Below are 14,614 nucleotides of genomic sequence, written 5' to 3' on the forward strand. Positions count from 1 at the left end.
AACCGATGTTCAACCAATTTCGCATGGGACACGACCGCCTTCGCATTTATTAACTGTCTCTCGATAAAAAATATTTCTCGAATCTATCATTGAACTGAAAATTGCGCACCCTCCTCGGGAAGGAATGTCAGCAGACAGGGGCCACCCACTTGGTCATCCCCGTTTTTACACCGCAGATTTCCTCAAAAACGGACTCAACCCCACATCATTAATGCTATACTCATCCTATCAAGCATCCCATAAACATATCCTCTACGAATTTTATTCAGGCAACCCACTAACGGAAAAAGAGGAAATCAAATGACAAAACTGATTCGTTCGTTCATAAGCTCTGTAACTGCCATATTACTGCTGGCGTCCTGTTCGCTCACCGGCGGCGCCGCAGATGCAGCAGTTGCGCAAGCCACCCCCGCCCTCCCCGCTGTTGTGACCATAGAACTCGGCATGCTGGCAGATACCTCGGTCCCATTCAATACGGTGGGACAGGTGATCAAATATACTTTTAGCGTCAAGAACTCAGGCACAGCATCCACCCCCGGGCCTATCATCGTGACAGGCGCAACCTGCCCCGAGATTCTCACTGTCGGCAATCTCGATGCCTCGCTCGATCCAGGAGAAACGGTCGTTTGCACATCCTCCTACACCATCACACAGGCTGACCTCGATCGAGGCTCCGTCACCACCACAGCGATGGCCACTGTGAACAACGTTAATTCCAACCAAGCCACCACCACGGTCGCCACCGTTCCACCTGTGATCCTGAAATTAACCAAAACCGCCAACCCCACAACATATGACCGCGCGGGTCAGACCATTACGTATACCTACGTCATCACAAATGTCGGCGCTGCCACGCTGGGACCCGCTCAATTCACAGTGACCGACACGGGCATCCCAACTCCCATCAATTGCGGAGAGGCGACTGCAACCCTCGCTTCAAACGCGACTGTAACCTGTTCGGCCACTTATACAACTACTCAAGCTGACATGGGTGCGGCATCCCTTTCAACCAATGCAACCGCAGCTGGCGGCGGCGCTCCCACATCGCCCCCTGTGGGAGCCACCGTCACGAAAAGCGCCACCACGGTCACCCCATCTGCCTCAAGCAGTTCGCACACGGTCATCGAAGGTGAATGGATATGGCAGATCGCCCGTTGCTACGGAGTCGACCCCAACAAATTGGCCGCAGATAACAAGGACAAGATTCCCGACCCGAGCAAGATCAAGCCCGGGGTAGTCCTGACCGTGAATAATCCAGGTGGTTATTCCAAATTCTATGGTCCGCCCTGCATCACATTCGTTTCTCACACACTTCAAGCTGGAGATACCTGGGCCACCCTCGGCCAAAAATACAGCGCCGACCCCACCGTTTTGCAATTGGCGAACGCAACCACCAGCCTGACCTCAACGGGAAGTGTCATCAAACTCAGGATTCCCAATTATTCCGCAGGCACCGTGACGATTCCTCCAACACAAACCAAGGCATTGACGTTGACCATCACAGCCAACCCGCTGACCTATGATCAGGCGGCACAAGTCATCACCTTTACCTATATCATCAAGAACAGCGGAACAGGGAATCTGGGTCCTGCTCAGTTCACAGTAAGCGGCGGACTGCTCGGCGCCACGCCGTTGAACTGTGGCGATGCGGCTGCAAGTATTGCCCCCGGCGCAACAATCACGTGCACATCCGCGTACACCATCACCCAGGGAGACCTGACCCTCAATTCGATCTCACACCAAGCCACCGCATCAGGCGGAGGCGCGGGACCGTCACAAGCTGCAAGCGTCACGATCAATAAAGTCACCAAACTGCTGACCCTGACCATCGCCGCCAATCCACTCACCTACACGCAGGCTGGTCAGATAATTACTTTTACATATGCCATCAAGAACAGCGGCAGCGTGAATTTGGGACCCTCCCAATTCACCATCACCGGCGGATTGCACGGTGCAACCCCGATCAACTGTGGTGACGCCACCGCCACCATCCTCCCCGGTGCTACCCTTACCTGCAGCGCCTCTTACACCATCACCGATGCCGATCTCGCGGTCCCCACGCTCTCGCATATGGTCATCGCCTCAGGCGGAGGTGCAGCGCCATCGCAGCCTGCAAGCATCACGATCGCGAAGCAATAAATTCAGTGCGTCGCACCAGACGGGTAGATTCTTTCTCATTAATGAAATAAATCTACGGATAAGCAGAATCCAATTAAGTCTGGTGCGACGCACCCTCTCTGCCGCAGGGGGGCCTTGGCCCCCAGGGGGGGCCCCCCCCCCCCCCCCCCCCCCCCCCGCCCCAAGAAATTTAACAAAAAATCGGATGTCAAGATGACATCCGATTTTTTGTTCATTTGCCCAACCTTCCCCGTTCCACATCAATCACTTCAATCTCCAACTTCTTAAACAGCGGACCGGGCTGATTCAACTTCTTCCCAGGCTGTAACTCGCTGGGTTTCCATTGCAAACCTTCGACAGGTTTATAGCGCAACACCGTGTGTGTGCCCAACGAGTCACTCACCTCTTCGGTGTATTGCTCGCCGAACAGCGGAGTCTCGTAATTGAAGAAGCCATGCAGTTTTTCGCTGGTAAACGGCAGGAACGGGGCGAAGATGACCTTGAGCGAGTCAATGGCTTTGAGCGCGGTGTAGATGGTCTTGCCCGCTTCGGCTTTGTCCACTTTGATGGCAGACCACGGCGCATTGACATCGAGATATTGATTGACCACGGTGGCGAGTTTCATCGCTTCACCCACGGCTGAGCGCAGGTGCACGGCTTCGAGTTCCGCGCCCACAGTGTTGAATCCGTTTTCGATGGCGGCGAGCAGTTCAAGGTCCGCGGGGCGAAGCGTGCTCAAATCCACATCAGGCACCTGGCCTTCCCAATTCTTATAACAGAAAGCCAGCACGCGATTCGCAAGGTTGCCCCATGTGGCGACCAATTCGTTGTTGTTACGCGCCACAAACTCAGCCCAATCCCAATCGCTGTCTTTGGTTTCGGGCATGTTGATGGTCAGATAATAGCGGATGGCATCAGGGTCGAAGCGTGTGAGCGCATCGCGTCCCCACACCGCCCAACTGCGCGAACCGCTGATCTTCTTGCCTTCGAGATTCATGAATTGATTGGCAGGCACATCGTACGGCAAAATCAGCGGGACTTCCTCGCCCGCGAACAGCTCCATAAATGCACTGCCGACGCCCATCAATTCAGCGGGCCAAAGCGATGTATGGAAGAAGATATTATCCTTGCCAATGAAATGGAATTGCTTCGCGTTTGGATTCGTCCACCAATCGCGCCACGCTTCGCCATTACCCGATACCTGACTCCACTCAATGGGCGCAGAGAGATACCCGATGACGGCCTCGAACCACACGTAGAGTTTCTTCGTGTCCCAACCCGCTTCATCCACAGGGACTGGGATGCCCCAATCGAGGTCACGGGTGATGGCACGCGGCTTGAGCCCTTCGGCTTCCACCTTGCGCAGGGACTCACCCAACACGGTATCGCGCATGTGGTCGGCGCGGTCTTTGAGATATTTCACAACATCGGGCTCGAGCTTCGAAAGGTCAATGTAAAAATGCTCGGTGTCGCGCAACTCAGGCGACGAGGTATCGCCCTCCACCTTCGACTTCGGGCTGACCAGTTTGGTCGGGTCGAGCACGTTGCCGCAGGCATCGCATTGGTCAGAGCGCGCGCCTTCCGTGCCGCAGATGTAGCAAGTGCCTTCGATGTAGCGGTCAGGCAGGAAGCGATTCAACCCGGGCGAAAACCACTGCGGCTCGGTCTTTTTGAACAGGAATCCGTTTTTCTGCAACGCTAAAAAGATGGTCTGCGAAACCTTGAAATGATTCTCGCTGTGCGTGGTCGTGTACAGGTCATACGAAATGCCGATCTTCTGGAACAGCTCAATGAAGCCTTCGTGATAGGACTTGTACACTTCCTCCACTGGCTTGCCGAGTTTGTCCGCGCTCATGGTGACGGGCGTGCCGTGCGAGTCGGTGCCGGTGATCATCAGCACCTTGTTCCCCTTCAAACGATGATAACGCGCGGCAATGTCACCGGGCAGGTGTGACCCTGTCAGGTTCCCTACATGGATTTCAGCATTGGCATAAGGCCAGGCAACTGCGATCAGGATGTTTTCAGACATAAGATACTCCATAAGGAATTAGGTGATTAGGAATGGGATTGGGACACATAAGTGTCTCATACAATTTCCTAATTTGTAATTTGCAATAAAAAAGGCCGTCCGCAAAATGGACAGCCCGTTTTCGTTCAGGTATACAGACCTAACGTGCTTTCCACTCGCGGCAAAACATCTCCATTTGCATTCGCATGGCCATGGTCATTGTCACCATTGGGAATTCAGGTCTGAATTTCATGAGCCGTATTTTAGGCCGTGGAAGATGGTTTGTCAATGGGCGGTTTTTGTTTCATGCGCGAGACCGCCCAAAGAGATCCAAGCACGATGAGTGTCGTCCCCAGGCTCCACAGATCCTTGTCTGTCGAAGCCTGCTGCAACAACGCGAACAGCGAGAACAGCACCAACACGATCAAAAAGAGGAATGCGTAAATGAAACTGCGCGATTTTTGCACCAGCGTGCCGATGATCCACACAATGGGAATGAGATACGGAATCTGGTCATACGCCCAGAGATAGATCGTGCTGACAAAGCTGATCGGGATGATGACATTAAACGCCTCCCACGCGGACAATTTAGCCTGATTCTGCCAAAGGAAGAATCCAGCCAGCCCAAGCAGGATCAAACTCAAGGTCCCGCCCAGAAGCGGCCAGCATGGCGAATTCCCGTTACAGGCAAGGTACGCAAAAGCCCACACATTCGAGTGGACTCCCTGAGTCCGATCCATCACCGCTTCGCTCGCGCCGCGGAATTTGACCACCCACAACGGGTCTTGAATCATCCCAATGAGCAGCAATGCAATTCCGCCGATCGCCACGCCGTAAATGGCTTTCCAATCGCGCCGTGCCAGAAACCAGATGCCTGCAAAAAAAGAATGGTGATTCCCTGCGGGGGTTTGAGCATCGTTAATGAAAGAACGATACCCGCCAGCATGGACTTGTCTTTCTCCAGCAAAAGGATCGCCGCCAAGAGTGCCAGCAACGCAATCGCACCGACCGAACCCGTGTGCAGGGTGAGATACATCGGCCCAAAGAAAAACATCGCCGCAAAAATGGGAACCAGCAACAGACGCTGTGCAGATTCCTCCCAATGTGCAAGCAATAAAAATATCGTAGCAGCGACGATCAATAGTGTGATGACCTGCCATGTGATATAGGCCACTGGCAGCGAAAGAAAACCCAGCGGAATGAAGAAGATCGCCAATGGCAAAGGATATGGAAATATTCGATTGGGCTGCCATTTGATTCCGTACGTTTCATGGCCTGCCAGATATTGTTTTTCGTCGTATGGGTTTTCGCCATCGATCAGCATCCGCCCCGAAAGCCAAAAGAAGGTGAAATTCGAGTTTTGAAAATCAAAGGTGTTGTAACTGAGCCGCGCGCGTAAGAAGATCATGCCCCCGATCAAACTCAATGTAACGATAATGCCAAGTGTTTTTTGAATGGATGGTTTCATTATTTTCTATAAATGACAGTCACCTTGAATGTGACTGTCATTTCATAATAGACCTTTTGCGAAAGTAAAGTTTTTACAAAGACACTGAGGCGGTGCAAGCGAAATAGTGGTTTCCTCTGTGTCTTCGTGCCGCAGTGGTTCAAAAGGTTTTCACACAATTGTATTGTGACTTATGCAAGAGGTCTAATCCATTTTTACTTGAGCAAATCCTTTAACTTCGCAAACGGTGAATCGGACAGGTCTTCACGATGACCGCAGTCTTTTTCATTCAAGTTCTGGCCGCATTCGGTGCACAGGCCTTTGCAATTGGGTTTGCAGATCGGGCTGATGGGCACTTCGAGCAGGGCATACTCGCGCAGCAATTCGCCGAGGTCAATATGGGCATCCTCGGGCAGAATCAGCGCGGATTCTGTTTCGGAGCGTTTGTCGAAGGCGTATAACTCGGTGAACGACCAATCCAATTCATGGTCGAAGTCGCTGAGACAGCGCACACAGCCGAGCGTGGTTTCAGCGGAGAAATCTGCCTGCACCACGAGTCCCTGCGGGGTTTTGCCGACATTGACAATACCATCAAAGTTGCGCAATTCAAGGTCATCGCCGAGGACGATCTTGTCGAATTCAAAGGGAAAGTCGTAGTTATTACCGACTTCCTCGTAAATGATAAAGCCAACGTTAATGCGGAAAGGTTTTCGGGAACTAGGCATGGGAGTGGGAAATGGAGAAGGATGAATGATGAAGGATGAAAAGTTAGCAGGTTGCAAGGGTGACAAGCTGTTCACCGATTCTACTGCCACTACTCAATTTCTACCTAAACTTTTCTATCCACAATATATTTCGCGAGGTTTTCCAGCGCTTCGCGTTCGGCGCAATTTTCCAGCGTCGCCAGAATCGCGAGGGCGCGGTCCACGTGGCGCTCGGCTTCGTGCATGGCGAGGCGCGATGAATTGCTGGCGCGGATATTTTCCACGAGGCGGGTCATGTTCTCGGTGTTGGTCCAACCGCCATTGGGCAGGGAGAGGACATCGGCGTCGTCGGGATTGGCTTCAGCGTAGAAAATGGCTGGGAGCGTGACCAGCCCGTTATGAAGGTCAGAGCCGAGGGGTTTACCCACGGCAGCCTGTTCCCCGTTGAAGTCGAGGATATCATCCACGATCTGGAAGGCCATGCCGACTTGATATCCGAAATCGCGCATGGATTCGATCATGCCGTCATCCACGGGGCTGACCATGGCCGAGGCGCGCGAGGTCATTTCAAATAACGATGCGGTCTTGGCGTAAATGCGCTTGTAATAATTATCGCGGCTGATCAACCCGCGCGAGGTGAACATTTGCGTAAGCTCACCATTGACAATGATCGCAAGCGTTTCAGAAAATAATTTCATCAATGCCAAATGATCGGCTTCGGCGGCGAGTTTGGCGGCGCGCGCAAACAGGAAGTCGCCTGTCAATACAGTGGCGGGCGGCGACCAGCGCGCATTCAAGGTGGGCATGCCTCTGCGGAGCAAAGCGCCATCGATCAAGTCATCATGGACGAGGGTGGCTGTGTGGAGAAGTTCAACTGCCGCACCGAGGGTGACGAGTTTATCGAGGGGCGCATTCAGCATATTTCCGACGAGCAGGCCAAGGGTGGGTCGGACTCGTTTTCCGCCTGCCGCAAGCAAATGCTCCAATGCGGCGCGCAAATCGGGATGGCTTTCATCCGCCTGCATCCGCATTCGTTCTTCAACGAGTTTGATTTCCTGTGTTACTGGTGAGAGAAAAGTTACTGCGTTCAAATCAGTCTCCCCATGCAAAGAGCCGTGCCGCATTGGCGGTTGTAATGCTGGCGATCTCCGCAGGGCTTTTTAAATGGATTTCTGCAATTTTATCAGCAATATGACGAACATAGGCAGGTTCATTGCGTTCGCCGCGATGCGGCACCGGGGAGAGAAAAGGCGAGTCGGTTTCGATGAGGATTCTGTCAAGGGGAATTTGTCCAATAATTTCGCGCTTTTTGTCCGCAGTTTTATAAGTCACCGGACCTGTGATTCCGAGGTAAAAGTTGAGCGCAAGCGCTTTTTGGGCGGTTTCGAGATCGCCATTAAAAGAATGAAGTACGCCCGGCCGTTCAGCGAGCGCACCGCTCAGCCCGCTCTTCCACTCGCTCAAAATCGCGAGCAGGTCAACCGAGGCATCCCCCGTCCACGCATCACCTTCTTCGCGCATGTGAATGACCACGGGCTTCCCCACTTCCTGAGCGAACTGCAACTGCCGCTTGAGCACCTCGCGTTGGATCGCCCGTTTTTCGCTTTCCTTCACCCAGTAATAATCGATTCCAATTTCACCGATGGCGACCACTTTCGGATGATGCGCCAAATCCTTCACTTTTTCGAAGGTCTTTTCTGTGAATTCATCCAAGTCAGTGGGATGAAACCCGACCGCCGCATACACGCTGGGATTTGACTCTGCCAACTGCACCGCATCTTTGCTGGACCTGTGGTGGAGTCCGGGTACGAGCAGCCGAATCAACCCCGTATCATTCGCGCGCTGGATAACTTCCGCGCGATCAGGGTTGAATTTGTGATAATCGAGGTGGCAGTGCGTGTCGGTGAGTTGCATGGAGGGCGGGTTTGAAGGTTTGAAAGTTGCAAGTTGAAGGTTATTTGCCTTCATGAGGACGTGTTGGGATTTGCTAATCTTTCAGAATTGCGCCTCAAAAAACGCCGCCTACTTTCTGGCGGCGATGTTCTTTGTGGGCTTGTTAAGATTATACCGCGTGGAATTTATGGCGGGTTCGACAGAACTTGCAACCCCGCCGCTCCGCTTCGACAATGGCCTGATCGCTCGACCAGAAGAAATTCCGCTCGCCGATGGTTTCCACCAACCCGCCGCGCTCCATCATTTGTTTGGCATTGTCGTGCAGGCCTGCAAACATGAGCGTGCCGCCCTGCTTGTGAAGCCGCTCATGCAGGCGGTGAATGGCTTCGATCCCCGCTGTATCGATCAGTGACACGCCGCGCATCGAAAGAATGAGAGCGTGAGTCTCTTTCAGGTTGGAAAAAGCCTCGTTGAATTGACCCGTTGCCGCGAAAAAAAGCGGACCCGTGAGAAAGGCCACGCGCACGTGCCTGCAATGCCCATCGGTTTCAATTCCTTTCTCCCGTAATCGCTTGATGTCCACATCCTGTACAGTGATATCGATGCTGGCAATTTTGTTGAGGAATACCGCGCCCGCAAGAAATGAGCCGATCAGGATGGCCTGCGTCAGGTCGAGCACGATGGTGGCAAGCATAGTGATGGTGAAAGCGATCATATCGGTCTTGAAACGCTTGCCAAAAATGAATTTGATCGCGTCCCATTCGTTCATGCGCACGGCAGTGACCATCAATACGCCAGCCAGCGCCGCAAGCGGAATCCGCTCCATGAAAGCGGTGAGAAGGAACATCGAAAGCAAAATCCCAACGGCATGGATCACACTCACCAAACGAGTCTGCCCGCCTGATTTGATCCCTACACTGGAGCGTGCAATAGCCGCCGTGGCAGGGACTCCGCCGAAGAATGGAATCACCATATTACCGATGCCCTGCGCGATGAGTTCCTGATTCGCCTGCAGGCGCACGCCCGTCATATTCGAGCCAACCGCGCCGCACAACAACGATTCAACTGCGCCGAGCGCGGTGATCGTCAACGTAGGGGCGATGAAATCAGAAAGATTCTCCCAGGGAATATTTGCAAGGGTCAGGCGTTGTTCGAGGAACAAGGTTTGAGGGATGACTCCGATCATCGAGACTGGCCAACTCAAAATCCAATTAAGAAGCGTGGCAAGGATGATTCCAAGAAGGGAGGCAGGAAAGCGCGCATTCCATTTGGCAGGCCAGAACAGCATCGACCCGATCACGATCAATGCAAGCACAACGGCATGCCAGTCGGGTATAAATGGTGTGTTTAAATATCCAATGAATTTTTGTGCGGCGGTTTCAGTGGCCGCAGTTTTGACACCGAAAAAGTTATCGATCTGGCCGATGAAAATGATGAGCGCGATGCCAGAGGTAAATCCGCTGATGACTGGCGCGGGGATGAATGCAATGAAGCGGCCCAGACGCATGATGCCGATCATCAAAAGCAAAAAGCCAGAAAATAACCCCGCCACCCAAATACCTTCCAGCCCGTAACGCGTGACGAGCACGATCAACACCGCAGACATCGCCCCCGTTGGTCCGCTGATCTGATATGGCGCGCCGCCGAGCAACCCCATAATAAAGCCTGCAAGAATGGCAGTGACCATTCCCGCCGCCGCGCTGGCTCCTGATGCAACACCAAATGCCAGTGCCAATGGAAGCGCAACTGCGGCAACGGTCAAACCTGCAAGCAGATCCTGTTGAAATTTTGCGGGTGAATAATTTGTGAATTCATCTTGATACAATCGCACAAGGCTTCTTCGCGGCATGTTTATTTCTCCACTGTAATCTTATCTCCAATTGCTGTTGTTTGTTAATGGAATTTTACGTCGCTGCATTTTCAGGCGACTCGATGACTTCCGACGCACAAAATGCGCAATCGCGCCTCTCTGCCTCGACGATGGCCTGGTCGCTGGACCAAAAGAAATTTTCCTCGCCGATAATTTGTACGAGTCCGTCACGCTCCATCATGGCGCGTGCGTTGTCGTGGACTCCTGCGAACATGAGCGTGCCGCCCTGTTTGTGGAGTCTTTCATACAGGCGTTGAATTTCCTCCAGACCTTCCGTGTCAATTAACGGCACGCCGCGCATGGACAATATCAATGCGTGCGTGTCTTTCAAATTGGCGAAGGCCTCATCAAATTGACCTGTGGCCGCGAAGAACAATGGTCCCGTGAGAAATGCCACGCGGATATGTTTACATTTGCCAGCCGTTTCAATGCCGCGTTTTTTGAGGCGGTCAACATCTACATCCTGAAGATTGATATCAATGCTGGCGATCTTGTTGAGGAAGACGGCTCCTGCAAGGAATGTGCCAAGCAGAATTGCATCTGTGAGACTGAGAACGACGGTGGCAAGCATGGCGATGCTGAAGGCGATCATATCGGTCTTGAAGCGCTTGGCAAAGATGCGCTTGATCGCGCTCCATTCATTGGAGCGGATGGCGACCACCATGAGAAGCCCTGCCAATGCAGCCAAAGGAATCCGCTCAAGGAATGGGGCGAAGAGGAACATGGCGATCAATAAAAAGATGGCTTGAAAGATGCTGACCAAACGCGTCTGCGCGCCTGATTGAATAGCGACCCTGGTGCGGATCATCGCAGAGGTTGTGGGAATTGCGCCGAAGAAAGGCAGGGTAATGTTGCCGAGTCCCTGCCCGATGAGTTGTTGATTCACTTGCAGTCGAACGCCTGTCATGTTCGAGCCAAGTGCGCCGCAGAGGAAGGCTTCAATCGAGCCAAGTGCGGTGAGGGTCAATGCGGGGGCGATGAAGTCGGAGAGATTCGCCCACGGAATTTTGGTGAGGTCGAGGTGCTGTTCGAGGATCAATGTCCGGGGGATGGAAGTGATGGTCGTGACTGACCAGCCTACAGTTAAATTAAGAAGCGTGGCGAGGATGAGTCCAGCGAGGGAGGATGGGAAATATCGATTCCATTTTTTCGGCCAGAGCAGCATGGTCGCAATGACGACGAGTCCCAGGATAATGGCTTGCGGATTTATGACAAAGCTTTCGTTGAAATATCCAATAAGTTTTTGCGCGGCGGTTTCGGTAGTGGGGGTGTGGATGCCGAGCAGATTGTCCATTTGGCGGATGATAATGATGAGGGCGATGCCGAGGGTGAAACCGCGAATGACGGGCGCGGGGATGAAGGCGATGAAGCGGCCAAGTTTGAGGAGACCGATGGTGAGCATGAGCAACCCTGAGAAGAGGGTGGCGAACCACATGCCTTCGAGTCCGTAGCGATTGACGAGTACGATCAGCACTACGCTGGTGACGGCTTTCGCTCCGCTGATCTGATATGGTGCGCCGCCCAATGCACCGATGACAAGTCCGCCGATGATGGAGGTGATGAGTCCCGCTGCTGCGCCCGCGCCTGACCCTGCGCCAAAAGCCAATGCCAATGGCAACGCCACCGCCGCAACGGATAGACCCGCGATCAGGTCTTTTTGAAAACTGGCAAACGAATACCCTGAAAACTCGTCTTTATATAGACGAGCGAGACTCCTTCGAGGCATAAATTATTCTCCAAAATAAATAGTTATCTGCAAAGGCTCGTGCTCCCCCAAGGCGTCCTTTGTTTTAGTTGTTGGATTCTATCATAGGGTGTCTTAATTAAAAATAAGGGCTCGTAGGTCAGTAAGACCTATGAACCCTTTATTAACTGATTTCTTCAAAGATTGCAATCGGGATTTTTCTCTTCGTCATCTTCTGATACTCCAAATAGGGAGGATGCTTTTTGGTAAGGTAATCCCACAGACGGGCGTATTCCTCTCTTTCGGCGAACCTCGCGTTGGTGCTGATCGTTTTACCTTTTACTTCGAGGGTAGCTTGCGGTTGACTTTGCAGGTTGAAATACCAATCGGCATGGTTATCCTTGCCCCAGTTGGATTCGACAATGAGATACTTGCCTTCGTGGAAGAAGTATGCAATTGGGATGCTACGCATCTGTCCTGATTTTCGCCCGACCGTATTCAAGACCAGGATGTTTTGCGAGCCGAGTTGTGTGCCAACCCGTCCGCGTGAGATGCGAATGAAGAAGGCATTGATCTTCATGAACCATTTGATAAAAGCGTTTTTCATTGTGTCCATCCAAATAAATATTATACATTAGACGTTATCGGTATTAAGGATTTTGGCATAAAAAAGCCGATTTTCAAGGGCATTTTATAGTCCCGTCGGTTATTTCCGATAAAGTCTATTATGTTCGATCTCGAATTTGAGGAAGCCCATATATTCGTCCTGAAATATATATTTGGTGTGATGTTGTTCTTGATATCTCTTACGAGGTCGGATAATGCTATTGCGGGTTTAAGTCCCACAATGCGTGGACATGGTCGTCCACCTCGTTGACGATGATGGGCTTTTGTCCCTTGTTTTTGATGATACCCGCCATGTAATTGAACACTTCGTCCCGCCAATCCTTGCTTAGCAGGTCTTGCCTCCCCTGCACTGCAAAAATGACTTGAATGTAAATCTGGGTATATGTCCCTGCCATGGTTTCCTCCATTCCCGAAACGAGAATCATGCCATCTCTTCGGGATTGTGTAAAAAGTCTGAACTACAAGCCAGTTTGACAGGCTCTAAATTTACGACCTACTTTTTATTTGATTCAAACCGCAGTATACTGGAAACACACTGACGTCGTCCTTCTTATTGGTTGTGGAGAATTTTATGGCTGCGTTCATCCCATCGTCGATCCTCTTGGAATTAGGGCAGGAATTTTCCTCCATGCCCGAACTAGACCCCATACTACTTTCCATCCTTACCCAAATTCAAAATACTGTCGCCAGCGAAGACAGCGCGATCTGGCTGCTCAACGAAGCCGAGGTGGATATCACCTGCGTCCACGCCATCGGGCCGCAATCTGCAAAAATGGCGGGGAGCGTGATGCGCGCCCGAAAATTCGTCGCTGCGTATCGCACCGCAACGGGCAGGCTGACGCAGATCGAGGACCCGCTCCAATCCAAATGGATGGACCCCAAAGCATATCGCGCTTCCTTCAATATTGACGTCCGTAACATGATCGGTGTCCCGCTCGTGGCGCGCGGTAAATTACTGGGTGAGATCAATGTCCTCAACAAGGTTGGCGCACCAGTCTTCACCCACTCCGACTATGACTTCGTCCACGAAACAGCCAGGCATATTGCCCTTGCCGTTCAAAACACCCAACTCTACGAGCGGAATAACCGCACCACCGGGCGCCAGAAACTGCTCAACCAGATCAGCCGTCACCTGCACCAGACACTGGATATCGACGAACTCATCCCCCGCATTTTTATAGAAGTGAACAAGGCCATCAACGCCGAAGCTCAATCCATCTGGCTCGTGGACGATGAAGCGGGGGTCATTCGATGCCGCTTCGCCAGAGGGGCGGGCGCCGAGTCACTTATGGGACTGGCCGTACCGCTCAACGCTCCCAGCATCGTGGGGACAAGCGTCTCCAAACAAGAATCCATCATCATTAAGGATGCAAAGAACGATCCGCGCCACGCCCGGTCTGTGGACGAAAAAACGGGCTTTGTCACCCGCTCGCTGATGACCGTGCCGCTGGTGCTGGAGGATAAATCCATTGGCGCGATCCAGGCGGTGAACAAAAGGGATGGACAGCTTTTCACCCGCGACGACCTCGACCTGTTCCGCTCCATTGCAGATAGCGCGGCGCTGGCGGTCAACAATGCCCAACTCGTCGCAGACCTGCAAACCAGTTACGACCTGACCCTCGATGCACTTTCCGCCGCGCTTGACCTGCGTGACCGAGAAACCGAAGGACATTCGCGCCGCGTGGTCGAATACACCGCCTGCCTTGCGCAGCAGATCGGGCTGGATAAAGAAAGCATCAAAAGTATCCGCCGCGGGGCGCTCATCCACGATATCGGAAAGATCGGCGTGCCCGATGCCGTGCTGCACAAACCTGGTTCACTCGATGAAGCGGAACGCAACATCATCAATCTGCATCCATTGGCGGGATATAACATGCTGGCTGGGATTCCCTACCTGCGCGAGGAGATCCAGATCGTGATCTGTCATCAGGAAAAATGGGACGGCACGGGCTATCCAAACGGTTTGCGCGGAGAGGAGATCCCCATCGGAGCGCGTTTGTTTGCAATTGCCGACACCTTCGATGCGCTCACCTCGGATCGTCCCTACCGACAGGGATGTTCCTACGAAACCGCACGCGATATCATTGTTGAAGAATCTGGCAGGCAGTTCGACCCGCGCGCCGTCGAGGCATTTCTCGCCATCCCGTCATATGAGTGGATGCAGATCCGTGCAAAGGTGATGGAAGAGATCGCGCACAGACGCAGTCTGCAAAAGCGTGTTTTTTGAAAACAAGAGATTTATGTAACGATATTACACAGGGAT

Annotated in this window: 12 protein-coding genes; 2 read left to right on the top strand and 10 right to left on the bottom strand. The window is 52.6% G+C overall.

Annotated features, from left to right (window positions below; translation table 11 throughout):
- Nucleotides 1–300: 300 nt before the first annotated feature.
- Complete coding sequence (locus IPI86_RS07330; RefSeq protein ID WP_345297342.1) at nucleotides 301–2,139, top strand: LysM domain-containing protein; 1,839 nt, start codon at nucleotides 301–303, stop codon at nucleotides 2,137–2,139.
- Between the two features lie 211 nt (nucleotides 2,140–2,350).
- Here the strand turns inward: IPI86_RS07330 and metG are convergent, their stop codons facing one another.
- From metG to IPI86_RS07380, 10 genes are all read right to left on the bottom strand, one after another.
- On the bottom strand, nucleotides 2,351–4,147 hold the full coding sequence (metG, locus tag IPI86_RS07335; protein WP_345297343.1) for a methionine--tRNA ligase: 1,797 nt from the start codon (nucleotides 4,145–4,147) through the stop codon (nucleotides 2,351–2,353).
- A 242-nt stretch (nucleotides 4,148–4,389) separates the two neighbouring features.
- Nucleotides 4,390–4,956, bottom strand: a complete 567-nt coding sequence (locus IPI86_RS07340) for a hypothetical protein (protein WP_345297344.1) — start codon at nucleotides 4,954–4,956, stop codon at nucleotides 4,390–4,392.
- Complete coding sequence (locus IPI86_RS07345) at nucleotides 4,917–5,594, bottom strand: glycosyltransferase family 87 protein (protein WP_345297345.1); 678 nt, start codon at nucleotides 5,592–5,594, stop codon at nucleotides 4,917–4,919. Before IPI86_RS07345 ends, IPI86_RS07340 begins: the two co-directional genes overlap by 40 nt.
- A gap of 194 nt (nucleotides 5,595–5,788) precedes the next feature.
- Nucleotides 5,789–6,364 (bottom strand): DUF177 domain-containing protein, encoded by a 576-nt coding sequence (locus IPI86_RS07350; RefSeq protein ID WP_345297346.1) that lies wholly within the window; start codon nucleotides 6,362–6,364, stop codon nucleotides 5,789–5,791.
- A gap of 38 nt (nucleotides 6,365–6,402) precedes the next feature.
- The gene (locus IPI86_RS07355; protein WP_345297347.1) at nucleotides 6,403–7,368 is read right to left on the bottom strand and encodes a polyprenyl synthetase family protein; all 966 of its coding nucleotides are present in this window, start codon (nucleotides 7,366–7,368) and stop codon (nucleotides 6,403–6,405) included.
- Nucleotide 7,369: 1 nt separating this feature from the next.
- Complete coding sequence (locus IPI86_RS07360; protein ID WP_345297348.1) at nucleotides 7,370–8,245, bottom strand: TatD family hydrolase; 876 nt, start codon at nucleotides 8,243–8,245, stop codon at nucleotides 7,370–7,372.
- 94 nt (nucleotides 8,246–8,339) lie between these two features.
- On the bottom strand, nucleotides 8,340–10,019 hold the full coding sequence (locus IPI86_RS07365; RefSeq protein WP_345297349.1) for a SulP family inorganic anion transporter: 1,680 nt from the start codon (nucleotides 10,017–10,019) through the stop codon (nucleotides 8,340–8,342).
- Between the two features lie 55 nt (nucleotides 10,020–10,074).
- Nucleotides 10,075–11,766: a SulP family inorganic anion transporter gene (locus IPI86_RS07370; RefSeq protein ID WP_345297350.1), complete on the bottom strand. Its 1,692-nt coding sequence runs from the start codon at nucleotides 11,764–11,766 to the stop codon at nucleotides 10,075–10,077.
- Nucleotides 11,767–11,908: 142 nt separating this feature from the next.
- The gene (locus IPI86_RS07375; protein WP_345297351.1) at nucleotides 11,909–12,331 is read right to left on the bottom strand and encodes a nitroreductase/quinone reductase family protein; all 423 of its coding nucleotides are present in this window, start codon (nucleotides 12,329–12,331) and stop codon (nucleotides 11,909–11,911) included.
- A gap of 217 nt (nucleotides 12,332–12,548) precedes the next feature.
- Nucleotides 12,549–12,776: a transposase gene (locus tag IPI86_RS07380; RefSeq protein WP_345297352.1), complete on the bottom strand. Its 228-nt coding sequence runs from the start codon at nucleotides 12,774–12,776 to the stop codon at nucleotides 12,549–12,551.
- 146 nt (nucleotides 12,777–12,922) lie between these two features.
- Between IPI86_RS07380 and IPI86_RS07385 the strand changes: the two genes are divergently transcribed.
- Nucleotides 12,923–14,578 carry an HD domain-containing phosphohydrolase gene (locus IPI86_RS07385; RefSeq protein ID WP_345297353.1) on the top strand — a complete coding sequence of 552 codons (1,656 nt, stop codon included), beginning with the start codon at nucleotides 12,923–12,925 and terminating at the stop codon, nucleotides 14,576–14,578.
- Nucleotides 14,579–14,614 lie beyond the last annotated feature (36 nt).

It is taken from the genome of Candidatus Villigracilis affinis (assembly GCF_016705895.1).
In the GTDB taxonomy this organism is placed as follows: domain Bacteria; phylum Chloroflexota; class Anaerolineae; order Anaerolineales; family Villigracilaceae; genus Villigracilis; species Villigracilis affinis.